Below are 22,976 nucleotides of genomic sequence, written 5' to 3'. Positions count from 1 at the left end.
TTCCAACTAGATGGAGTAACCCTAAATATAATGCCCTCTTCTTATGGCGATCGATGCATTCTTGTTGTTGACGACGAACCTGAACTAAGCCGCATTGTTAAAGTTACGCTAGAACGACTAAAGGGTTGGACGGTTCTAACATCTGAGTCTGTAGAAGCGGGACTAGAGCAAGCAAAAGGGCAGCATCCTGACGTGATTTTGCTGGATCTCAATCTGGATGGGGAGGGGCTGGCTCTGCTGCAAACTTTAAAGACCAACCCAATCACGCAGTCGATCCCAGTGATTTTGTTCACTGCAACCGACCTATCAGACGATCGGCTAGAATTGTGCCCTTTCAACATTGCTGGAGTCATCTTCAAGCCGTTCAATGTTTTGTATCTTGCCGATGAAATCATTAAGCAGTTGGGGTGGTAATTCCCTTATTTAAAGAGGAATTAAGCTGGTAGCCTTCAAGGTTTGTAAAATAAGTAGCAGGGTAAACGCACTTTATTTTGTATAAATTGTACTTGACAAAAAGACATAAAAAAGGGGAAAAAGTGTGGCTCTCCCAGACTTCGGTTGATAAATTAACACTAAAAAACAGCTAAAACAGTTGATATAACAAGGTTTTCTTCAAATTAAATCTTTGATTTAATAAAAATATGCTTTGTTCCTCTTGAATCCCTTACTAGGTAAGGATTTAACCCGATATCAACTATTAATTTTTTATACCTAGTCTAGGAGAGCCAAAAGTGTTTCTGCCAACACAAGAGCGGTATTGACCTAATAATTAATGTTATGAAACTAAAACCTAAGATGACAATAGCTGAACATTTTAGCAGCATTGATGATCCCAGAATAGAACGAAGAAAATTGCATAAATTGATTGATATAATCACAATTTCTATCTGTGCTGTTATTTGTACAGTGGATTTTTACATGATATTACCCTACGCGATCGCGTTCAATAACTGCTTAATTTTCAAAAAAACAGTACCAAAATCAATTTTTTATTAATTAGCACAGTTGGGAAAATAGAATGATATATCAATTATTTGCTATTTTTTTTGAGAGTTGTGCAACAAATACTGTTTGCTCTAGTACAACGCGACAGAAATAATCCATCAGTAGAGATGTTACACATAACGCCTCTACAGGTATCCAAAACTGTCGAAAAACTTTCGTCGTGTAGTATACTAGTGTTTTAGAGATTCTTTGAAGATGTACCGCCGCAGAGCTAACGAAGTGTTCAAATTTGAAGACTTCGTCGCTGAAGTGCGATCGCTCTTAGCGCAAGCTGAAAGAGCGCTTATCGCATGAAGGCGCAAGCCTTAGATGTGCTTATCGCGGTCGCGCCCATCTAATGTTGAGTACAATTGAGAAGTCAGATGAATTTATGATAGTACAAATGTTTTAAAAAACGCGGGTGGGTAGGTGTTCAAAAACGCTTAACTCAAAAAAGACCTTCCATGCCAGAGTACGTCAGGGTTACAGCCAAATTTTTCTGACTACCCATCCGCGCTCTCCACTAGGTAAAGGTTACAGCCATTTTCTCTTGACACTACCAGTCTCAATCGTGTTACCATAAACACATCCGCGCTACCGTACCTTGAAAACCAAATACACAAACCCTTTCAAAAGCCAGCGTTGCAATTGATACGAATCCCTATTAGGGATTGAAACTTTTCCCTGAGCTTTGAACTTTCTGCGGCAAGCATGTTGCAATTGATACGAATCCCTATTAGGGATTGAAACGGGCAGGTGCTATTTTGATTAAACCCAACTCTTCAATGTTGCAATTGATACGAATCCCTATTAGGGATTGAAACGCCATGTAAAGGATGCCAAAGTTTACTCGCTTGGCATGTTGCAATTGATACGAATCCCTATTAGGGATTGAAACCTCACTGCCTAACTCAATTCAATCCCAAGCACAACAGGTTGCAATTGATACGAATCCCTATTAGGGATTGAAACAAATTGAAGCCTGCGAGGACATGGATTGATGCAAGTTGCAATTGATACGAATCCCTATTAGGGATTGAAACTCTTCTTCCTCTACCTGACAATCCCATAGATTCCGTTGCAATTGATACGAATCCCTATTAGGGATTGAAACTTCTTTTTAGAGCTTAGAGTGCGATCACAATCCGCGTTGCAATTGATACGAATCCCTATTAGGGATTGAAACCTCAGCCCCAGCAAAGGCGCAAAATTAATAAGTGGTGGTTGCAATTGATACGAATCCCTATTAGGGATTGAAACTTATTGCAGTTATCACGACAAACAGAAAGGTTTGAGTTGCAATTGATACGAATCCCTATTAGGGATTGAAACATATTTCCCCTTCCCAATAGCGATAAAATAATTCAAGGTTGCAATTGATACGAATCCCTATTAGGGATTGAAACTGTTCAACCACTTCATAAACTTTGAACGCTCGAAGGTTGCAATTGATACGAATCCCTATTAGGGATTGAAACGAACTAGCAAGATGGAACGAGAGAGAAGTGCAAAGGTTGCAATTGATACGAATCCCTATTAGGGATTGAAACATGGGCAAATCTAAGTATCCGCTAACAAATATGTTGCAATTGATACGAATCCTTATTAGGGATTGAAACGTCACTGGGATATACCAAGACATCATTTGTATGTCCATAATTGAAATCAGAAGGCTCATGATGATGAAACTGGGGATTTTTTAAAAGACGGACGTGCCAGGGTTTGCATACCCTACGTTAATTATCTGGGTTGAGTACATTGACACAAATAGTACTTTTATACTAAAGTACGGTAAATTGATTGGCTTTTAGTAAAATTCCAGATATTAAAGTTTGACAAAAAATCGGTATCAACATGAGAGGCAGCTAGTCAACATGAGCGTGACCCAGAGTTTGCAATCTTTTAAGTCTAGAAATTACCGTCTATTTTTTAGTGGTCATAGTTTATCTATGATTGGTAGTTTTATAACAGAAACTACCTGTGCATGGCTAGTTTATTCTCAGACAGAATCAGTAGCTTTACTAGGCTTAATTCGTTTTCTAAGTCAGGTTCCTAATTTAATAGTTAGCCCTTTAGCTGGTATTTGGATAGAGCAGTTTCATCGACGTAATATTCTTATTACTGCACAATTTCTCATGATGATTCTCTCATTAACTTTAGCAATTCTTACTTTAACAGGAACAATCAGTATTTGGCTCCTAATTTGTGCAAGTGTATTGCAAGGTTTACTCAATAGTATTGAGACACCTACTCGTTATGCCTTCATGATGGACATAATTGAAAAAAAAGAAGGCTATATACATTACACAACCTGTTGCATATTTTTACAGCCATTTTCAGGTAAATAGACAACAGCTGTAGGGGCGCAGCAGCCTTGCTCCCTTACAAGGGATGTAGTTCATTTAGGTGAAAACTGTTGTAAATCAAAAATTAACTTTTAATAAAGATAAATCATCATCCAAGGTTGACTTGGTATTGACAGACATAATTTCTGCCAAGATTTGCTTGAGATGGTGAGTGTTTGTTTGAGTACAGTTCATTAAGACATCAATGAAAGCATTTAAACCCCAAATTTTTTCGTTTGCTTGTAGAATTTCATAGGCACCATCACTAAATAAATATAAAGTACTATTTTTCGGAATTTCTATAGTGATATCTTCATAGTCTGCATCTGATAAAAAACCTATGGGGAATCCAAAAGCATCTAGCTTTCTCACCTGAATGTCTGTTCCAGATAACAATATTGCAGGTGGATGTCCTGCATTCGCATAAACAAGTTGACGTTGAGAGCGGTTGTATACTCCGTACCAAATTGTAAAGTACTTCTCACTGTGGTTGCTCATTTGAAAAGCTTGATTGAGTGTACTCAGAACTTGACTGGGTTGAAACAAATTCGTTTTTGGTAGGGACTGTGATGTGCTTAAATGAAAAGCAGATTCACTACACAAGGTAACTGATTTTAGTGTTGGAGTATATATGGAAGAACGTATGACATTGAGCACTGACACAGATAACAGGGCTGAACCTACACCATGTCCCGACACGTCCAGTAAATAAATGGCAAGGTTCTCATCGTCAATCCAATAATAGTCAAAGCAATCACCACCTAGCTGTACTGAAGGCAGAAACAGCGATTCTATAGAAACTTTACCAACAAGAGGGGAAGGAAGAAGCGATCGCACATAATCAGCCGCTTGCGCCAGCTCTGTTTCTAAAATTTGCTTTTGGGTATGCAAATTTTGATTGAGTATCTCTAAAGCTTTCTTTTGGTTGTGTAAATCTTGATAGAGTTGGTGTATCCTCAGTCCTGCGCGTACCCGTGCTTTTAATTCATTCATCTCAATGGGTTTAGACACAAACTCGTCTGCACCAGCATCCAGTCCCTGCACTCGATCGCTCTCTTCGCCCGGAGAAGCTCCCTTTGCAGTCAATAGAATAAAAAAAGTTGTTGTCAGTTCTGGATTTGCTTTAATTTGACGACAAACTTCCAATCCATCCAGTCCTGACATTATCCAATCACAAATAATCAATGCGGGAAGTTCTTGTTGTGCTAGTACAATGCCTTCCTTTCCACTGCTAGCTACAGTCACATCATAACCTTGATTGTAGAGTGCTTTTTTCAGCACCATCCGTACAATAGGGTCATCATCTATTATGAGTATTTTAAACATAGTTTTTTCAAAAAATTATCAATATTCAGTATTTTTTCTGATGACAATTCAAAGTTTTTATTAGTTAGACACAAGAAGAATATCCATATTATTTTAGAAATTTTGATATATTTAAGGATATTTTATTGGTAAAAGTGTGAATAGTAAATTTTTTCTAAAAACTTATACAGGTATAACCGATTACGCCCAAGTCTTATCATGGTTTGATACGATAAACCAACCATCTTTTCTCGATACCCGAATCTGGTGGCAGTGCCAAACTCTTTTGATAGAGGGATTGATTAATATTGTGGAGCACGCCCATAAAAATTTATCCCCGGAAACTCCCATTGAGATAGAGGTTGTGCGCTCAGAAAAAAATATTGAGATTCGTATTGTGTCATATGGTCAACCTTTTGATTTGGAGCAGAAATTGCAAGAAACAACCGAATTAGAAGAAAATGACGAAGAACGCGGACGAGGTTTAAGAATTATGGCAGCGCTGGCAGATGAATTAAGATATGAACCTACAGCAGATAATCGTTACTGTTTATTAATGCGTAAGTATTATTAAGTTTTCTCTGTTCACTGATTTAAAAACTCTTGAATAAGGCAAACACACTTTTCTAATTCATCAACTACCTGGCTCGCTTCTGCAAACTCTTGAAAACGGGCACATTCCTCTAATTTCTCTGCGGCTTGCTGCATAGCGAGCGCACCCACATTGCCACTACCACCTTTTAAATGATGGGCTTCTCTAGCAATTTGTTGACAATCACGATCTGCAATAGCTACTTTAGTAGTCTCTAAATGAGTTCGGCTATCTTCAATAAACATCTGTAATAGTTCTAATTCAAACTCTGGGTCATTTTCCGATAACTGATGTAAGTGTTTCCAATCAATCAATTGGTTATGTAAATCTCTATCTGTAGTAGCAGCTTTATCTTCAGATGTAATGATTTTTTGTGTGTGTATAATTTCATGCCATTTATGTAACATAGCTGCCAATTGTTCTTTTTTCACTGGTTTGCTTAAATAGTCATCCATACCTGCATCAAGACACATTTTTTGGTCTTCTTTCATAGCATTCGCTGTCATAGCAATCACGACAGGGCGACGACCATTTGTAAATATACTTTCTTGCCATCTATGAATTTCTCTTGTAGCTTCCAAACCATCAAGAACTGGCATTTGGCAATCCATAAGAATTAAATCATAAGGAATAGTTCTCAATAGCTCTAAAACTTCTTGTCCATTTGCGGCTACATCGGCAATATAACCTAAGTTCTTGAGTTGTGTCAGGGCTACTTTTTGATTGACTAGATTATCCTCTGCAAGGAGAATTCTTAAATCGAATTTTTGAGCGCAAGCGATATGTTGAAGGTTTTGAGAAACAGGTGGATTTTTAATATCATTTGTGATTGAACAATTTAGCTCAGTCGTGGTTCCTAGAATGGTCATCATAGTATCAAGCAATCGGGAAGACTTAACAGGTTTCACCAGATAAGCAGCAAAACCTATTTTGAGCGCCCGTTGTACCTCTTCCCGTTGATTTGTAGAAGTCAGCATAATCAAAGGTATATCAGCGATCGCAGAATCTGCTTTAATTTGTTTACCCAAAGACATCCCGTCTATTTCGGGCATTTGCATATCAATAAAAGCAATATCATAGGATTTGTTTTCCAAAGAAGCTTTCCGTAAAGCTTTAAGGGCATCAGTTGCACAAGCCGCTTCATCAACCTGCATTCCCCAACGAAGGGCTTGATGGTGGATAATTTTGCGATTGGTTGCGTTGTCATCCACCACTAAGGCGCGACGATAAGTTAAAACGTTGTAATCTTGTTTGGAACAAACAGGTTGGATTTGCTTGACAAAAGGAATCTTAAACCAAAACTTAGACCCTACTCCTAGTTGGCTTTCTACCCCAATTTCTCCTCCCATCAAATCAACCAACTGCTTGCATATGGCTAGTCCCAAACCCGTACCACCATATTTGCGAGTCGTGGAAGCATCTACTTGAGAAAATGGTGCAAACAATCTGTGTTGGTCTTCTGGTAAAATTCCAATACCAGTATCTCTGATGCTAAATAAAAGAGTTGCTGTAGTTGAAGATTCAGCTTGCAATTCAGCTTGCACTACAACTTCCCCAATACTAGTAAACTTGATAGCGTTTCCTATCAAATTCATGAGAATTTGGCGCAAACGACTGGCGTCTCCTTGAAGAAAAGTGGGGACATTGCGATAAATTAACGCTGCAATTTCTAATCCCTTATGATGTGCTTGAGGGGCAAGTAATTCCAACACTTCTTCTATACAAGTAGATAAATCGAAGTTTAGAGTTTCTAAAGTCATCTCCCCTGCCTCTAGTTTTGATAAATCCAAAATCTCGTTAATTAACGTTAATAATGCGTCTCCACTGATACGAATTGTTTCAACAAAATCCTGTTGTTCTCTGGTCAAAGGTGTTTCTAACAGTAATCCGGTCATTCCCAGCACAGCATTCATGGGAGTGCGGATTTCATGACTCATGTTTGCTAAAAAAGAACTTTTGGCAAGAGATGCTAACTCGGCTTGATGACGGGCAATTTCAAGTTCTTGTCGCTGGTGAGTTTCTGCTTCTAGCAATTGGGCTTGAGCTAAAGCTATACCAACTTGGTCAGCTATTTCACGCAGCAGTCGGGTTTCAAAGCTTGACCACTGGCGGGAACTCGTACATTGATGGACAATGAGTAATCCACTAAGTTCTTCTTTGACAAGAATAGGAACAACAAAATTTGCTTTAACCCCAAACTGTTGCAGTAATTCTATATGACTTTGTTGGTGTTCAAGCAATTCTACATTTGGAATAGTAGAAATTCTGCTATGACGGTATTGCTGTAGGCAATACTGTAGTTGGTATTCCACTTGAAAATAAATTTCCGCAACTTTTTGCCCTTTGATTGGCAAACAGCTAGAAACTAATGCTTCGGTAACTGAGTGTTCCAGTGAATCGACAAAAGGTTGGTAGATGAGGACGCGATCGCTATTCAGGATTTTTTGCACCTCACAAACTGTGGTTTTGAGAATGTCTTCGATTTGTAGGGATTGGCGAATTTTAAGAGTGATTTCGGTAAATAGTTGCGATCGCAAGTTCTGGCGTTTGAGCTTTTCTTCAGCTTGCTTGCGATCGGTGATATCAATACCAGTGGCAATAATATATTCTATCTCACCCTGTTTGTCTTTCAGTACAGTGTTAGCCCAAGAAATTAGCCGTTTTTCACCAGTTTTAGTTATCCAATGATTTTCGCAATTTGTAACACCTTGACCGGATAGGAGATGTTTAATATATTCTTGTATTCTTTCTTCCTCTTCAGGAAGAATAAATAGATTTTGGAAATATCTACCTCTAACTTCACTAAAAGAATAACCTGTAATTTGTTCGCATGCTTGGTTGAAGCGAATAATTCGACCTTGGATGTCTAAAACTAAGACTAAAGCACTGGCTGTATCTAGGACTGCGGAGATAAAATTCCGTTCTGTATGCAATGATTCTTCTGTCCTCTTTCTCTCCATTATCTCGCAGTAGATATGGTAGTAAAGCACCGCAAGAATGATAACAGTCAAACTAATAGCAAGCGTCAGTGTTAGAAGTGTTCTGTGTGCAGTGTGTCTCACTACTTCTGACTGTTGTTCAAGCTGCTTCTTTTTCTCATTTTTTATCTCTAGGACAACTTTACGGAGTTCATCCATAAGATTTTTGCCTATATCTGTCCGAACAATCTGTAATGCTGAGTCAACCCCCTTTTGTTGCCGCAAGTCAATTGTTTGCTGTAATTCGGCTAGTTTTGCTGATATCAAAGATTCAAGTATTTTTAACTGCTTCTGTTGCTGGGGATTTTCTAAACTGGAATTTTTCAACTTCTCTATTTTTTCATTGACTGTTCCTAATGCTGATTCATAAGGTTTTAAATAAGTTGTTTTTCCCGTCAGAAGATAACCCCGTTGTCCAGTTTCAGCATCCTTGAGTGCAGAAAATAATTCTTCCAAGATATTAATTTTGTCTTGAATCTTGATAACCTGATGACTAGTTTTAATAAAGATTTGCGTTTCTTGATATGAGACTACGCCAATCAGGACTAAAATGACTGAAGCTAACCCAAACCCTCCTGCAATCCTTTTGAAAAATTGTCGGCGTCCCTTCTGTTCCTTATTGTGTTCGCGAGTAGCAAGTGCTAAGCTAGTCAAATTGCGGCGCAGTTCCAGTAACTTAATAACGTGGCGACCTAAAATTCTGAGTGCTTCTATTTGTTCAGGAGAAAGGTTCCTTGGGACTCGGTCAATCACACACAATGTTCCTAGCGCTTGTCTTTCAGGATTAATGAGAGAAACACCAGCATAAAAGCGAATATTAGGATCAGAGGTAACCAATGGGTTGTCAGCGAAGCGTTGGTCAAGTGTAGCATCAGGAACAACAAAAACATCAGGTTGTAAAATGCTGTGACCGCAGAATGCAATGTCACGGGGTGTTTGTAGTGCTTCTAGACCAACTTTTGATTTAAACCATTGACGGTTAGTGTCAATTAAGCTGATTAAGGCAATAGGAGTTCCACAGATATAGGACGCCAAATTAGTAAGGTCATCAAAAGCAGCTTCAGCTGGAGTATCAAGGATTTTATACTGTAAAAGTGCCTCAATTCTTTGTGCCTCGTTGTCAGGTAATGGTGCTTTCATCTTCAATCTTTGTCCTTAGTTACAGTTTTACTAAATAGTTAGAGGATGTTTGAAAAGTCCTTTCATCAGTAGCAATCATATTCAATATTTCCCTAAATCCCCCTTAAAAAGGGTGGTTTTGGTTGAATTAAGTAATCATTATTTGTTTGTAGTTGCGCTTTAGCGCTAAAGCGCAATTACGAACGGAATCTAATACTGTTTGGTTAAGCGATGCAAGAGAAACCCGGTATCTTGGAGATACCGGGTTTATGGCACCTCGACTATTATTAATCGATAAGTATTGAAACGGAATCTAGATGTTTTACATCTTTTATTTTTACCTACTATCAATATTTAGATAAATTTAATTTATGGCATTTTTACTATAAATTGTTAGCGTATTTTTACGGTTAAAATCGAGAATCAAATCTGGTTCGATCTTGTAATACCGTAAATATACGTTTGAATAATTATGCGTTTTTGAAAAATCCGATTTTTTTAAGAAACTAGGTTTTTTACAAGCCCTATTTTTCATTTCATTATATTCTTCTAGATACTTATGCCAATATGTTGGGCATTATAAGACAAAGTACCTTATATCTTGCACCTAGTAGTACTTATAACTAATGAAAAGAACTATAAAACGTAATATTGCTATTTTTTCACATGATTTGTTTGTTAGGGTCACTGTCGGATGTTTGCAACTTCAATTGCTAGCTATTGGGAGTGTAGGTATTTTGACTTTATGCAGTAGTTCTAGAGTACTAGCTGCACCTGAAAATTTTAATCCTGGTTTGCAATTACCACCTCCACCTCCACCACCTATACCCAAACCCCCAAAGAGAACAAGCCCACCAGCAACATCTACACAACCCACCAAACCAATTGCTGTTTTAAAAAGCATCCAAACCGACTTTCGTCGTCATACCGATAACTTTGGTCAAGAAAACTTATTTATCGAACCAACAGCACAATTTCAATTGCGTGATGGAAATAAAATATGGTTTAAGACAGGTATTAATTACTTTGAAAATGCCAAAGTAGAATCAATTACTAATGTTCCCTTCCAAATTGGATGGGAGGGAAAAGTTGGAGATTTAACACTCCAAACAGCAGCAGGTGTAGATTGGTTTAACCGTTTATCCCTAGCTCCAAATTTTAAGGCTAAAGTGGAGGCTCCCATTGGGATGAAAGTCTCTTCTTCAGGCAAACTGCTATCCGGTGTGTCCATTTCTGGTGATGTAGAATATGCTCCTTATAAGTTTAACGCCATAACGTTAGATAATCATATTACTGCTTTACGTTTCGGTCCCAGCATATATTGGCAAATTAACCGTAACACCAGTTTTTTCTCTACATTGCATTTAGGAACCTACAATGATAACAACTTTGAAGTACAGTCTTTTAGTAGGCTAGAACGCAAAATTGGCCAATTCTCTGTTGCTGCTAACTTGTTCACTTGGAATTACACAAACGATTTAGAAAGCACAAGTGGTTACTTTTCTCCTCCAGATTTTTTAGTGTACAACGCTGAGGTCGCTTGGGAAGGAGATATTTTTGAATTCCTGCGCTGTCGGCTGGCTGCGAGTTTAGGACAACAAAGACTGAAAGGAGAGTTTGACATCGCTAATAATTATCAAGCTCGTTGTACAGCAAAACTATCGAAAAATATAGAGGCTGACCTAGGTTATGACTTTAGCAATGTCCGAAGTCGAGATACGGGGGAAAATTCCTACAGTGGTAACTCCTTGACAGGACAGGTGCGGTTTAAATTTTAAGTAGGTCGGCACAAATAAAGTTAACTTATAGCGATCGTCCTTTGTCAATTGTCCTTTGTCATTGGTAAAGGTCTGAGAAACCGGGTTTTTAATCTTCGCTTATCCGAGTAGTATTGCCCACTTACTTAGTGTTAGTTTCATTCTAAATTTGGGAAGAATATTTATAACAAAAATATATATGATGAGACTTGACTATATATGAACTCTGATTTTGAACCGCCACCAAAGGGTTGGTCAATGCTATCTTTAGTGGGTGGAGTTGTCACGGCTGTTATTGCGATCGCTGGGCTCAATGCTTTGTCTAAACATTTTTCTACAACTGCTTCCATACAGCAACCTGAAAGCCTAACATCTAAAACAACGTCCCCCACGAATCGGGCTGTAACAGTCGCCGAACTAGATGCAAAGTCGGTAGTTTTGCCCGGTCAAGCTATTAGTTCTAACCAATTAATAACGAACAAAATATATGTGGCTTCTAGCGGTGGAAAATTGACTCAGGAAGAGGAGGTCATTGCCCGTCAAGCTTGGGTGTACTTTCAGCGCAACTGGAATGAGAAAACTGGTTTGGTAAATTCCGTCGATAGCTTTCCTTCAGTTACCATGTGGGATCAAGCTGCAGCAATAGCGGCTGTGGTTAGTGCTAGAGAGCTTAACATTATCTCTACAAAAGAATTTGAAGCCAAGATGAGCACAATGTTAAAAACTCTAGCAACGATGCCTTTGTATAATAAAGAATTTCCTAATAAAGTTTATAACGCAAAAACACTTATACCCGTTAATTACGGTCAACTGGAAAAACGGGAAGAAATTGGTTGGTCAGCCCTAGACTTGGGGCGGATGGCAATATGGCTTAAGATTGTTGGGACAAAATATCCACAATTGCGATCGCAAACAGAAGCTGTCTGGAGGTATTGGCAAGTCAAACGCCTCACTAAAAACGGTCAAATGTACGGCACTTCGATTCTTCAAGGTAAAGAGCAATACAACCAAGAAGGTCGTTTGGGCTACGAGAATTATGCAGCTTACGGTCTAAAATTATGGGGCTTAAATGTCAAAAAAGCTTTGGATTATCAGTCCCATACTGCCTTTGTTAATCTTTACGGACAAGGAGTTCCCTACGACCAACGGGACTATAAAACCTCAGGCGCGAATAACTACGTTCTTAGCGAACCATATATATTAGATGGTATTGAAACCGGATTTCAAGCTTTGCCAAAAGCCTATGCTGACAGAATTTTAGCTGCTCAAGAAGCTCGCTATCAAGCTACAAAACAGCTAACTGCTGTTACAGAAGACAATTTGGATCGTCCTCCCTACTTTGTTTATAGTGGTTTGTTTGTCAACGGAGAACCTTGGGCGACTATCACAGATACCCGGCAAAAGCACAACGATTTGCGCTTCCTTAGTACTAAAGCAGCTATAGGCTGGCACATACTTTACAACACTACTTATACACAACAGTTATTTGATTTTGTTCAAGCAAATCTCAAGTCCAAAGATGGTTGGTACAACGGTTTTTATGAGTCTCTAAATCAACCGAATAAAGCCCTAACTGCTAATAATAATGGTGTAATTCTTGAAAGCTTACTTTATAAAAAAGTAGGGCAGCCATTGACTGTTTGGGCTGGAGTAGAACCGCTGCATTTATCTTCCAATTCAACCCCTTAATTGCACAATGTTACTCAATATATTTAGCAAGTTTCACAAACAAAAACTGTTGAGATGGATTGCGCTATTCCTGATTGGAGTTTTGACGCAATGTTGGTTCTATTTCCCGACTCCAACTTTTAGCCAAAATCCAATGGTTCCTGGGAATTCCAACAGCTGTAGCATCATAACAGCACCTCTTACACCAGAAGAACAAACCTACGCTCGTGCTGCTTGGCAATATTTTGTCACCAACTACCAGCCAACAACAGGATTTACCAATTCGACTGGCGGTTATCCCTCAGGTACACTTTGGGATATAGGGAATTACTTAATGGCGCTTAATGCGGCACGATGGTTAAATTTAACTGACCAAAAAGACTTTGACACCCGCTTGAATAAGTTTTTAACCACCATCGGCAATTTAAAGCTATTTGACGATGCTTTACCAAATAAAGTCTATAACGTAGCTACTGGACAGTTGGTTGATTATGGCAACAATCCTATTGAAAGGGGTATTGGTTGGTCAGCGTTAGATATTGGTCGCATACTGGCAGCATTTGATGTGATTCGCACTTGTCACCCTCAATATGGAGATTGGATCGAGGGAATTTTAGCTAAGTGGCAATTAGGAAAAGCAATCAAAGACGAACGAATGCAGGGAGCCTTAGTGCTTCCCGATAATAGTACACTTTTAGTACAAGAGGGAAGATTGGGCTATGAGGAGTATGCTGCTAGAGGTTTTGAACTATGGGGCTTTAAAGTACCTAAGGCGATCGATTTAAAACCTTTTAAGTTAGTAGAAATTAACGGTATCCAAATTCCAGTTGATACTCGTGACTTTCAGACTACTAACGCTAATAATTACATTGTTAGTGAGTCATATATATTAGATGGAATTGAGTTTGGCTTACAAGGAGAGTTAGCTGATTATGCGGCTAGGGTGTTAGAGGTGCAAAAGCGGCGCTATGAAGCCATCGGTCAGCTGACGGCTGTGACAGAAGACAATATTGACCGGGAGCCTTATTTTCTCTATAACACGGTTTATGCCAATGGTGTATCTTGGGCAACTATTACAGATACAAATCAACCGTATCCTCAATTACGCAGCATTAGCACCAAGGCGGCTTTCGGTTGGCGCTATCTTTTCCCAGATAATGCCTATGCTCAAAAAGTTTTTGATGCTCTAAAAGACCTCCGCAGTCCAGATAACAATGGTTACTATGCAGGTATTTATGAAGAAACAAAGCAACCAAATAAAGCTTTGACTGGTAATACTAATGGGCTTATTTTGGAAATTTTGTACTACAAAGCCAGGGGAAACCGTCCTTTAATTGGTTCTAGTTCTACTAACGTAGCAGCTCCACAGCCCAGTGGTAATACTTCCTCTGTTACTAGCGCCCCATCTCAAACAACAACGCCAACAAGCAGTGCTGCGACCACTCCAAAAATTGTAGAGGTTACTGTTGCGCCTATTCCACCTGTCAGCCGTAAAGCGCCATCCTCCAAAATCAAACTTGTTCGACCTCTGACTCTTGTTGAACGGCGCTACGCAGAAGCTGCATGGCATTACTTTCAAGCCAATTATCACTCAAAGAGTGGGTTAGTAGACGATCGCAGCGATTTTAAAGGCATAACTTTATGGGGTTTGGGAGATTATCTTACAGCACTCCATGCAGCGCGAACCCTGGACATCATTTCTGCTCAAGAATTCGATCGGCGTACCAGGCATCTTTTGGGTGCTTTGACCAAGTTGTCTCTTTTTGCAGGAGAGTTACCAAATCGCGGTTATGATACTCGCACTTTAGAACCAGTTGATTATGGTGGAAATCCTGTTCCACAAGGAACGGGCTGGTCTTCTTTAGATGTAGGACGGATTTTAGCAGCACTGTATAACTTAAAAAGTTATTACCCGGAGTATACAGAAGTTGTAGATAGAATTGTTTTGGATTGGTCGTACTTGCGAGTGGTGCGGGATGGTGTTCTCTCTAGTGCTACAACTACGAAAGATAACAATGGACGAGTACTGACAAGAGTCAATCCAGAAACCCGCTTGGGTTACGAGGAATATGCCGCTCGTGCTTTTCAATTATGGGGCTTTAATGTAGGTCAGTCTGCTGTTGGGGGTGAATATCAAACCGCTTTGGTGGAAGGAGTAAAAGTGCCTATTCAGCGCAAGCGATCGAATACAAATTCCAACGCAAACCAATATACTGTGAGCAATCCGTTCTTACTTTATGGTTTAGAGTTTGGTATAGATCCGCAAATGCAAGCACTCTTGCAGCCAATTCTCAAAGCTCAAGCCGAACGCTACCGTCGCACTAACACCCTTACCGCAGCAGGTACCACTCTCATTGACCGTAAGCCCTACACTGTTCACAGCACCATTGTTGGGAAGGGAAATGCTTGGGTAGCTTTGGGGGATGACGGTCAACCTGTTGCAAAGGGACGAGTGGTAAGTACAGCTCTGGCTTTTGCTTACTACGCGTTATTCCCACAAGATAGTTATGCTCAAGAATTATTGCGAGGAGTCACTGACTTATATAACCCCCTTACAGGTTTTTATGAAGGCTTTTATGAAGCCACAGGTAAAACAGCTGTTGGTTTTACGGGTAGTACCAATAGTATGGTTCTCGAATCTTTACTATATGCAGTTACAAATCGACAGCCTCTTATCCGTCCTTTGACATCTATAAACTCTCCTTGGTGGCAAGCTGTTGTTAAGGGAAATTCTGGTCGGGGTTTACCAAGTAGCGCTACGCAAAAAGCGAAATGGATTTCTAATGGTTCTGAAAGTTATTGGGTTTCAGAAGTTGGTTTAGGTTCGTAGTTCTCTACAAACAAACCTGAGTTTAGATTGATATTTAGACCTTTATCTTGGGAATACTGAGTTTGTAGGACAGGGGGATTATACAAGTGCTCATGGTAGGGGTAATCAATGTGATTCTGCAATCAACGCTGTATGTAACAACAGGAGTGGGGCAAGATGCTGCGATCGGATCTCACTCTACTATCCCCTCTTTTTACGCTCGTTCTGACTCCAAAATGCTTGATTTCAGGAACCACACTTCCGTAGGGTACCGCAGGCAAGGCGCTAAAGACACAAAAGAAGAAGAGAAGAAGATGAGTGATGTTGTGAAGGAGAAGAAGTTTATTATTGCTGCTCCTGATAATTTTAACCCTGGCTCTAACTCATCATCGTCTTCTGAACCCCCTACACCCCTAATTCCACCAACACGACCACAACCAGCGGTTTCTGAACCCCTTACACCCCTACACCCCTACACCCCTACACCCCTAAGATCGCAACCATCGGTTGCTGAACCTATTCCGTTGTCTTCTCAAAAAAAGTTACCTCTAAAACTTACTCATGCAGCTGATATTGAAGCTGCCCGACAAGCTTGGAAGTATTTTGAGAGAAATTGGAATCCTCAAACGGGTTTGGTGAATTCTGTGGACAACTTACCCTGGACGACTTGGTGGGATCAAGGTAGCGCTATCTTGGGAATTCATGCGGCTAGACAGTTGGGGTTAGTGCCGCAAGACGTGTTTCAACAGCGCGTCAATACTTTGCTGCGGACATTAGAAAATTTACCACTTCCTACAACTGGGTTGCCTAATAAAGCGTACAGTACCCATACTGCTCAAATGCGTCAACTTAATGACAAACCAGACCCTAAGGGTAGAAGTGGTTGGTCAGTGTTGGATATGGCAAGATTTTTGTTGGGATTGCACGTTTTACGGACTCATTACCCTGAATATCGCGATCGCATAAACCGAATTGTTGCTAGTTGGAATCTGTTTAAACTTGTCAAGGATGGTTGGTTAAATGGTGCCATTACAGGAACAGGCGAACAAATTTTGGAGGTGCAAGAAGGACGCTTTGGTTATGAACAATATGCTGCTTTGAGTTTAAAGCTATGGAATATTAACGCCCCAAATGCTATCTACAATCCACCAGTTAAGACGGTTGAAATAGATGGAATTTCCTTACAAGTAGACCAACGCAATTTTAAAAATTCTGGGGCTACAAACTACTTGACAAATGACCCTTATTTACTTTGGGGGTTAGAATTGGGCTGGTCAGATACTATTCAGCCTCAAGTCCGGAATCTCTTGCAAGTGCAAGTACAAAGGTTTAAACGTACTGGGATCTTAACGGCTGTTAATGAAGATTCTTTAGATCGTCCACCCTACTTTCTCTATTACAGTGTTTACGCTAACGACCAAGCTTGGAATGTTGCAAACACTAGGGGTAAAGTTTATTCTCAATTGCGGTTTCTTAGCACTAAAGCCGCCTTTTCTTGGTTTGCTTTAATGCCAAAAGACCCCTACACAAAAATATTACGAGATTTTGTTCAGAATTTAACCGACAAAAAACGTGGCTACTTTTCGGGACAATACGAAAATAAAACTCTTGGGGTGAATGCCTCTGTTAATGTTAATACAAATGCGGTTGTTCTAGAAAGTTTGCTCTACCAAGCAAGAGGCGAACGTCCTCTAGTTTTTTAATTTTATTTCAGGTGCAATAATGGCTTCAGTTTCTTCTTTTGACAATTCATTCTCCTTCTCTGGAAACAGCCGCTCAAAGTTGAGAAAAAGAACCCTGCTATTTCGTTATTTAGCAGAAATTAATCTCATTTTAGGTGCTTGGTATTTGCAATGGCGCATCACCCATTCCATTAACTTTGATGCGCTGTGGCTTTCTGTTCCTTTGTTGTTAGCAGAAATTTATAGCTATTTCGGTGGAGTGATGTTTGTGATTGGGCTGTGGCGTCCTATAGTTCGAGAGGTTAAGTCTCTTGAGCGCATGAAACCACTCATCCCCACTTCTCATTTGCCAAATGTAGATGTATTCATAACGTGTTACAACGAGCCTCCGGAAATTGTTGAAAAGACAGCTAAGGCGGCTTTAGCAATAGATTACCTACCAACAAAACTACGGGTTTACGTACTGGATGATGGAAACTCACCAGCGATGCGGGCTATGGCGGAAAGGCTCTGCTTAGAGGATTTGCAATCGCCACTCTTACAGCAGGAGGCGGAACGGATTGATACAGAACTCTCTTGTTTGTTAAATCGTCTTAAACAACTCGAAGACCTTACACCCAATGTTCAAGCAGCTGAACATTGGCTACAAGATTTATCAGCAGAACAGGCTCAAAGTGCCGATCGAACAACCACTACGTTTTTAGAGAATCTGCGACAGTTTATTCTATGGTTAAATTCGAGCGATCGCACAAAAACCTTAAACGAACATCTCATCACCGAACATCAAATCCTAGAACAAAACATTCATCAAAAAGAATTGGAGTTAGTTGAACTTACTCGTTTTCGCTACATTGCTCGCCCTAAACCAGAAGGAGTACCTCATCATGCTAAAGCCGGAAACTTAAATTACGCCATTTTTTCTGGAGAAACTACAGGCGAATTTATTTTGACCCTTGATGCTGACCATATTCCTAAACCTCAATTTCTAAAACGGGTTTTGCCATATTTTTATACCTACAATGTTTTTACAGGAAAATACGAACAAAATCGAATTGCTTTTGTGCAGACTCGCCAAGATTTTTATAACCTTCCTCCAGGCGATCCATTTGGACATCAAGCCAATTTATTTTATGGACCAATCCAACAAGGTAAAGATGGTATGAATTCTGCTTTTTACACAGGAACAAATGCAGTATTGAGGCGTGAAGCACTGATTAGTGTTGGGCTCCAAAATTTTGCTGATGAGTTTGCCAAAGATGAAAAACGTTTAAATGAATTTGAATTAGTTGGAGGTTTATCTAGTAACAGTATTACAGAAGATATGAATACCGCCATGCGCCTTCATGCGGCTGGTTGGAAATCAGTTTATCATAATGAACTATTGGCAGAAGGTTTGGCACCAGATGATTTAAGTTCTACGCTAAAACAACGTCTACGTTGGGCTCAAGGTACTATTCAAGTACTTTTGAGAGAAAACCCACTTACAAAACCAGGACTAACATTTTGGCAACGGTTACACTATTTTAAAACTATGTACAGCTACTTTTCTGGTTTTGCTACTCTTGTTTTTATTTCTTGCCCAATTATTTATTTCTTCACAGAAGTTGTTCCAGTTAAAACTTATGGTATTGATTTCTCCCTTCACTTTTTTCCTGCTTTTGTTGTCAATCGTTTAACATTATTGGCTGCTACTTGGGGTATTTCAGCTAGTGAAGTCTGGCGTTCAGAACAGTACGCAATAGCACTGTTTCCTCTATTGATTCAAGCTGTATGGAGTGTATTTTCAGGAAGACCTATTAAATTCCAAGTCACGCCAAAACAAAGACAATCAGGAATTTATTTAAGTCTTGTTTTACCTCAATTGATTATCTTTTCTCTCACTATACTAGGAATATTTTGGTGTCTTGCTCGCTTTGCTACAGGTCATCTCAATCATCCTTGGCTTTATCTACTAAATAGTGTTTGGGCTGTTTATAATTTATCACTTTTATGGTCTGTTATACGTGCATCTTTCTGGCAACCAAAATCAGAAACATAACTGATAAATATTGCAGAATTTACTAAAATAATGCCAAAATATAATCTCAAATTTTAGTGATTCAAAAATGAATCTTGCTACACAAAACATAAATGAGTAATAAGAGTATGAATTCTATTGTTAAAGTCCTTCAACCTTACGGTATTTTAAACCGTAGTAGCAGTAATGAACTACGCCGTGAAGTCCAAGATATTATGACTGATAAAACTGATATTGTATTGCTCGATCTATCAAATGTGAGCTTTATAGATAGCTCGGGTTTAGGTGCTTTAATATCAGTTATGAAAGTTGTCCGAAGTGGTAACGCCAAATTTTATATATGCTCCATGAACGATCAAGTCAGAATGTTGTTTGAACTGACTAAGATGGATCGTATTTTTGAACACTTTACTGATAGGGAAGAGTTTACTCGTCAAGTACTTACAACTTAAAGCTGATAAAAAAGGTTGCAATGCTGCTCAGTTAATGATACCTGCCTGGGGTGTCAGAAACGACAACATCACCGAGACAAATGAATATCGCAGTGGCGTTGGAGCCCACTGGCCCTTCCTCTCCGACGCGGGACGCAAAATCCAAAAAGACCTCGATATTGCTGAATACAGCGATCCTCTCCACAATCCCACGATCCCCTACACGATTGTCCTCGAACCGGGTCTGGTCATTTATAAGATCTACATGGGCTACTGGTTCTTCGGGCGACCCACTCTCGAAGAGCTGCGCCAGGACCTGCGTGCGCTTCTCAGGAAATGCCGACCGGACTGGGACATTACAACAGCTGAACTAAAAACGGCGTATCAAGAGGATTTTAGAAGAAGCTTGAAAGAAAAATTCCTTAGAGCCGTGCTGTTTGTCTGGAAAGAGTGCATATTGCGCCCCTGTCTTCCGCTTCTTCGAGTGCGATCGCCGCGCTACTTACTGTACGAGCGCACAGATCGCACTCTGCAACATCCATGCCATAAATTATAAGACCGCACCACTTTTTAAGCAGTGCGGTCTGGATTAGTATAAAAAGTTCATTTAAATATAAATCAATTGAAGTTTCTCTGTCTTTGCTGGTATTTACCTACCTTCAGTTGACCGAGGTTTTGTTTATCTATTAGGAACTACAACATCAAATTCCACCATTCCAGATTTGGCCAAAAAATTTTTGAACCGACGCGGCATAGTTCACCGTATTTCTTCCGCGAGCGTACAAAAATTGTAGAAGGCACAGTAAAGCGAGATCCCAATCGCCACTGTCCCACTGGCACACGAGTGGTGGCGTTCCTCAAGTAAATAACAATTAAATCGCATTTTAACTCAAAGAACTTGAGTGGTCTAAATTGAGTGCTCGCGGAAGAATGAAGTTAATCGAGGTGAGCAACACTTTTCACCAATTTCAAGGAGAACAAGATGAACAGCAATCAAGTAAACACTCAAAACATGAAACTCGAAGTTATAGTATTGCCCGTTGCTGATGTGGATCGCTCCAAGCACTTCTATGAAACGTTAGGATGGCGACTCGATGCTGACTTTGTCACCAGTGAGGACTTCCGGGTGGTGCAGTTGACCCCGAGCGGTTCGGAAGCCTCAATCATCTTCGGTAAAGGAATTACCTTCGCCGCGCCCGGTTCAGTTCAAGGTTTGTACCTCATAGTTTACGACATCTCCGCAGCCCGTGCCGAATTGGTGGATCGGGGTGTCGAGGTGAGTGAGGTGTTCCACGACATCGGAGGGATATTCCACCATGCCGGAACTGAAGGACGCTTAAGTGGTCCCGATCCGAAACGTCGCGACTATGCCTCCTATGCCTCATTCAGCGATCCAGACGGCAACGGTTGGGTGCTCCAAGAGGTGAAGGTGCGGCTTCCCGGACGGTAACGGGACATGACATCATGTCCAGTTGCATACCCATAGTTGCACAGACCCGGAGACACGGGGACAAGGGAGAAAGTTTGATTATGGGCATTTAGCCGGACCTGATATCAATCGCTTAAGGATCAAAAATAGCCAAAAGTAACAGATTTTTCGCTCATGAAGCGACTCGCCATCAGTGCCGCAGTCATGCACTCACCGAAAGAGCTAAAGCCAACAATTTACACAACACCTAAAACAAGGACACAAGATGAAAACGCAGAAAGTATGGTTTATTACCGGAGCCTCGGCGCTACACGGGCATCAACCCGGAGATCCGAAAAAGTTTGCCTCTGTGATGATTCAACTCGCCAATACAGAACATCCGCCGGTGCATTTGCCCGTCGGTCAGGACACGATCGCCATGTATCGGAGCAATGCGGCAAAAATGGCACGGGAAATTGAAGCATGATTGCCAGTCGCTACCAGCACCGACCACGACCACTCTGTAACAGCTTCGACCGTAGCCTAAAGAGCAATATTACTATATGATTTCCAAAGGAGTTTTACTATGAGTACCGAACAAAAAGTTGTTGATAGCAGGAGCGCCGAGCGCAACAGGAGCTACTTCAGCAGAAGCTAAGCCGAGAGGGAAGTTGTGAGCGTTGCACTCGTGCATCACTTCCATACCAAGGTTAGCGCGGTTGAGGATGTCTGCCCTGGTGCCAATTGCACGACCTTGGGAGTCAATCACAGAGAGGCGATAAGCCATTAAGCATAAAGGCTATACTGCCGTTTTTGGACGCAATTCAAATATCATTTGGGAGCGATAAAAGCAGACATCAAATTCCAAGAAAAAATTCATGCGCCCTAGTAATAACGGTACATCATCCGTTCGGCTCCATGCAAACACCAATCTGACTGGTGCAAAAGTCCCAACTCTAGCTAACAAAAGCAACCCCCTTGCTTCGACGGGTGCTAAATTTCCGGCTAGTTGTACTGTGGTTGTTAACTCTTCCCAAACGGCTCCTAACTGAATACCAAGGTTATATGGTAAAACATTGACGCTAGCTCCTGTGTCTAGCAAAGCTGATACTTCTACGGTTGAATTTCGATAACCTAGTATCAAAGGTAATTGTGGGACGAAATCGGCGTCCCCAAACATATCACGACCTTCAACAAAGGGGAACCTTTGGGAATTAAGCATCGCTTGTTTGTTTGTCTGACTCTAGCAGTGTTGCTAATTTTTGAGCAGCCTCATGAGAGTTGTATGGCGACCATACATGATAAGTTTCACCTGGTTGCAGCGATAATATTTCTTCTTCAGTAGCCATTTCTTGCACTAAAAACTGCATCACTTTCAGTTTGTCTGCACGAGACAGCTTTTTCAAGGTCGATAACAAGTCGGCGATGCTCATATTCATTTAAAGTTAAGAACTGGATACTTTACTATCTTCTCATGAATACTATCTTTATGAAAGGGTACATCAACGGAGTTGTTGGTCTTAAGTGCTAAAGATAACATTCCTAAATCATTCCATTTAATTCTTAAAATCTATCTTTTGTGAACATTTACCAATTTGCTGCACAAGTGATTTAGTAAAAGTGAACAATCATTTTCTCCTCAAAAATCCTCAAAACTTTCACGCTTGACAATCTCTAATTCACGTTATCCGCGATACCCGCTAAAGCAAGTAACGGCTTAAGCCGTATCGCTATCCAACCAATTGTAAAGTTTTTTAATAAAAGAGAATACGAACAACTGGCAATTACCATCGCACCAGGTAATCTGTCGGGTAAGGTTTGAGCGTTACCGCTCTCCCCTCCCCTAAGAACCGTACATGAGACTTTCGCACTCATACGGCT

17 protein-coding genes, 2 pseudogenes and 1 CRISPR repeat array are annotated in these 22,976 nt (G+C 40.3%); of the genes and pseudogenes, 13 read left to right on the top strand and 6 right to left on the bottom strand.

Annotation, left to right across the window (positions count from 1 at the left end):
- The first annotated feature begins 30 nt into the window (after window positions 1–30).
- From HC643_RS35370 to HC643_RS35360, 3 genes and pseudogenes are all read left to right on the top strand, one after another.
- Window positions 31–414, top strand: coding sequence for a response regulator (locus HC643_RS35370; protein WP_038114552.1), 384 nt, complete (start codon window positions 31–33; stop codon window positions 412–414).
- Window positions 415–777: 363 nt separating this feature from the next.
- Window positions 778–921, top strand: a pseudogene (locus HC643_RS35365) (transposase family protein); the annotation flags it as partial.
- A gap of 704 nt (window positions 922–1,625) precedes the next feature.
- A CRISPR array of direct repeats spans window positions 1,626–2,603; the repeat unit is 37 nt; unit sequence GTTGCAATTGATACGAATCCCTATTAGGGATTGAAAC.
- A gap of 255 nt (window positions 2,604–2,858) precedes the next feature.
- Complete coding sequence (locus tag HC643_RS35360) at window positions 2,859–3,332, top strand: MFS transporter (protein ID WP_038092817.1); 474 nt, start codon at window positions 2,859–2,861, stop codon at window positions 3,330–3,332.
- Between the two features lie 75 nt (window positions 3,333–3,407).
- Here HC643_RS35360 and HC643_RS35355 read toward each other — a convergent pair whose 3' ends face one another.
- The gene (locus HC643_RS35355; protein WP_038092815.1) at window positions 3,408–4,655 is read right to left on the bottom strand and encodes a PP2C family protein-serine/threonine phosphatase; all 1,248 of its coding nucleotides are present in this window, start codon (window positions 4,653–4,655) and stop codon (window positions 3,408–3,410) included.
- Window positions 4,656–4,791: 136 nt separating this feature from the next.
- Between HC643_RS35355 and HC643_RS35350 the strand changes: the two genes are divergently transcribed.
- Window positions 4,792–5,208, top strand: a complete 417-nt coding sequence (locus HC643_RS35350; protein WP_038092812.1) for an ATP-binding protein — start codon at window positions 4,792–4,794, stop codon at window positions 5,206–5,208.
- An 11-nt stretch (window positions 5,209–5,219) separates the two neighbouring features.
- Here the strand turns inward: HC643_RS35350 and HC643_RS35345 are convergent, their stop codons facing one another.
- Entirely contained in the window at window positions 5,220–9,344 is a 4,125-nt protein-coding gene (locus HC643_RS35345; protein ID WP_038092810.1) for a response regulator, read from the bottom strand.
- A gap of 605 nt (window positions 9,345–9,949) precedes the next feature.
- Here HC643_RS35345 and HC643_RS35340 point away from each other — a divergent pair.
- The 9 genes from HC643_RS35340 (at window position 9,950) to HC643_RS35300 (ending at window position 21,582) form a co-directional block, all read left to right on the top strand.
- Complete coding sequence (locus tag HC643_RS35340; protein ID WP_038092808.1) at window positions 9,950–11,101, top strand: hypothetical protein; 1,152 nt, start codon at window positions 9,950–9,952, stop codon at window positions 11,099–11,101.
- A gap of 198 nt (window positions 11,102–11,299) precedes the next feature.
- Window positions 11,300–12,769 (top strand): DUF3131 domain-containing protein, encoded by a 1,470-nt coding sequence (locus HC643_RS35335; RefSeq protein WP_202048687.1) that lies wholly within the window; start codon window positions 11,300–11,302, stop codon window positions 12,767–12,769.
- A 7-nt stretch (window positions 12,770–12,776) separates the two neighbouring features.
- Window positions 12,777–15,578 (top strand): DUF3131 domain-containing protein, encoded by a 2,802-nt coding sequence (locus HC643_RS35330; protein ID WP_038092806.1) that lies wholly within the window; start codon window positions 12,777–12,779, stop codon window positions 15,576–15,578.
- 110 nt (window positions 15,579–15,688) lie between these two features.
- Window positions 15,689–17,260 carry a DUF3131 domain-containing protein gene (locus tag HC643_RS35325; protein ID WP_202048686.1) on the top strand — a complete coding sequence of 524 codons (1,572 nt, stop codon included), beginning with the start codon at window positions 15,689–15,691 and terminating at the stop codon, window positions 17,258–17,260.
- 19 nt (window positions 17,261–17,279) lie between these two features.
- On the top strand, window positions 17,280–19,277 hold the full coding sequence (locus HC643_RS35320; RefSeq protein WP_038092804.1) for a glycosyltransferase: 1,998 nt from the start codon (window positions 17,280–17,282) through the stop codon (window positions 19,275–19,277).
- Between the two features lie 107 nt (window positions 19,278–19,384).
- Window positions 19,385–19,708 (top strand): STAS domain-containing protein, encoded by a 324-nt coding sequence (locus tag HC643_RS35315; RefSeq protein WP_038092821.1) that lies wholly within the window; start codon window positions 19,385–19,387, stop codon window positions 19,706–19,708.
- The gene (locus HC643_RS41000) at window positions 19,656–20,243 is read left to right on the top strand and encodes a hypothetical protein (protein WP_202048685.1); all 588 of its coding nucleotides are present in this window, start codon (window positions 19,656–19,658) and stop codon (window positions 20,241–20,243) included. Before HC643_RS35315 ends, HC643_RS41000 begins: the two co-directional genes overlap by 53 nt.
- 426 nt (window positions 20,244–20,669) lie before the next feature.
- Window positions 20,670–21,137, top strand: coding sequence for a VOC family protein (locus HC643_RS35305; RefSeq protein ID WP_038090993.1), 468 nt, complete (start codon window positions 20,670–20,672; stop codon window positions 21,135–21,137).
- Between the two features lie 244 nt (window positions 21,138–21,381).
- Window positions 21,382–21,582 carry a hypothetical protein gene (locus HC643_RS35300; protein ID WP_038092799.1) on the top strand — a complete coding sequence of 67 codons (201 nt, stop codon included), beginning with the start codon at window positions 21,382–21,384 and terminating at the stop codon, window positions 21,580–21,582.
- 72 nt (window positions 21,583–21,654) lie between these two features.
- Here the strand turns inward: HC643_RS35300 and HC643_RS35295 are convergent.
- The 4 genes and pseudogenes from HC643_RS35295 to HC643_RS35280 form a co-directional block, all read right to left on the bottom strand.
- Window positions 21,655–21,876, bottom strand: a pseudogene (locus tag HC643_RS35295) (hypothetical protein); the annotation flags it as partial.
- A gap of 18 nt (window positions 21,877–21,894) precedes the next feature.
- Window positions 21,895–22,317, bottom strand: a complete 423-nt coding sequence (locus HC643_RS35290; protein ID WP_038092793.1) for a pepsin/retropepsin-like aspartic protease family protein — start codon at window positions 22,315–22,317, stop codon at window positions 21,895–21,897.
- Window positions 22,310–22,528 carry a hypothetical protein gene (locus HC643_RS35285; RefSeq protein WP_038092790.1) on the bottom strand — a complete coding sequence of 73 codons (219 nt, stop codon included), beginning with the start codon at window positions 22,526–22,528 and terminating at the stop codon, window positions 22,310–22,312. The genes HC643_RS35290 and HC643_RS35285 overlap by 8 nt, the downstream gene beginning before the upstream one ends.
- A 241-nt stretch (window positions 22,529–22,769) precedes the next feature.
- Window positions 22,770–22,970, bottom strand: a complete 201-nt coding sequence (locus HC643_RS35280; RefSeq protein WP_038092787.1) for a hypothetical protein — start codon at window positions 22,968–22,970, stop codon at window positions 22,770–22,772.
- Between the last annotated feature and the right edge of the window lie 6 nt (window positions 22,971–22,976).

Origin of the sequence: Tolypothrix bouteillei VB521301 (assembly GCF_000760695.4) — a bacterium.
Taxonomy (GTDB): Bacteria; Cyanobacteriota; Cyanobacteriia; order Cyanobacteriales; family Nostocaceae; genus Scytonema; species Scytonema bouteillei_A.
This window is presented reverse-complemented; position numbering and strand designations above follow the sequence as displayed.

What these genes read in the sequence shown, in the direction of transcription:
- HC643_RS35370 (WP_038114552.1), top strand. Translation starts at nt 31, where the DNA reads ATGCCCTCTTCTTATGGCGATCGATGCATTCTTGTTGTTGACGACGAA.
- HC643_RS35360 (WP_038092817.1), top strand. Translation starts at nt 2,859, where the DNA reads ATGAGCGTGACCCAGAGTTTGCAATCTTTTAAGTCTAGAAATTACCGT.
- HC643_RS35355 (WP_038092815.1), bottom strand. Translation starts at nt 4,655, where the DNA reads ATGTTTAAAATACTCATAATAGATGATGACCCTATTGTACGGATGGTG.
- HC643_RS35345 (WP_038092810.1), bottom strand. Translation starts at nt 9,344, where the DNA reads ATGAAAGCACCATTACCTGACAACGAGGCACAAAGAATTGAGGCACTT.
- HC643_RS35340 (WP_038092808.1), top strand. Translation starts at nt 9,950, where the DNA reads ATGAAAAGAACTATAAAACGTAATATTGCTATTTTTTCACATGATTTG.
- HC643_RS35335 (WP_202048687.1), top strand. Translation starts at nt 11,300, where the DNA reads ATGAACTCTGATTTTGAACCGCCACCAAAGGGTTGGTCAATGCTATCT.
- HC643_RS35330 (WP_038092806.1), top strand. Translation starts at nt 12,777, where the DNA reads ATGTTACTCAATATATTTAGCAAGTTTCACAAACAAAAACTGTTGAGA.
- HC643_RS35320 (WP_038092804.1), top strand. Translation starts at nt 17,280, where the DNA reads ATGGCTTCAGTTTCTTCTTTTGACAATTCATTCTCCTTCTCTGGAAAC.
- HC643_RS35315 (WP_038092821.1), top strand. Translation starts at nt 19,385, where the DNA reads ATGAATTCTATTGTTAAAGTCCTTCAACCTTACGGTATTTTAAACCGT.
- HC643_RS35305 (WP_038090993.1), top strand. Translation starts at nt 20,670, where the DNA reads ATGAACAGCAATCAAGTAAACACTCAAAACATGAAACTCGAAGTTATA.
- HC643_RS35300 (WP_038092799.1), top strand. Translation starts at nt 21,382, where the DNA reads ATGAAAACGCAGAAAGTATGGTTTATTACCGGAGCCTCGGCGCTACAC.
- HC643_RS35290 (WP_038092793.1), bottom strand. Translation starts at nt 22,317, where the DNA reads ATGCTTAATTCCCAAAGGTTCCCCTTTGTTGAAGGTCGTGATATGTTT.
- HC643_RS35285 (WP_038092790.1), bottom strand. Translation starts at nt 22,528, where the DNA reads ATGAGCATCGCCGACTTGTTATCGACCTTGAAAAAGCTGTCTCGTGCA.
- HC643_RS35280 (WP_038092787.1), bottom strand. Translation starts at nt 22,970, where the DNA reads ATGAGTGCGAAAGTCTCATGTACGGTTCTTAGGGGAGGGGAGAGCGGT.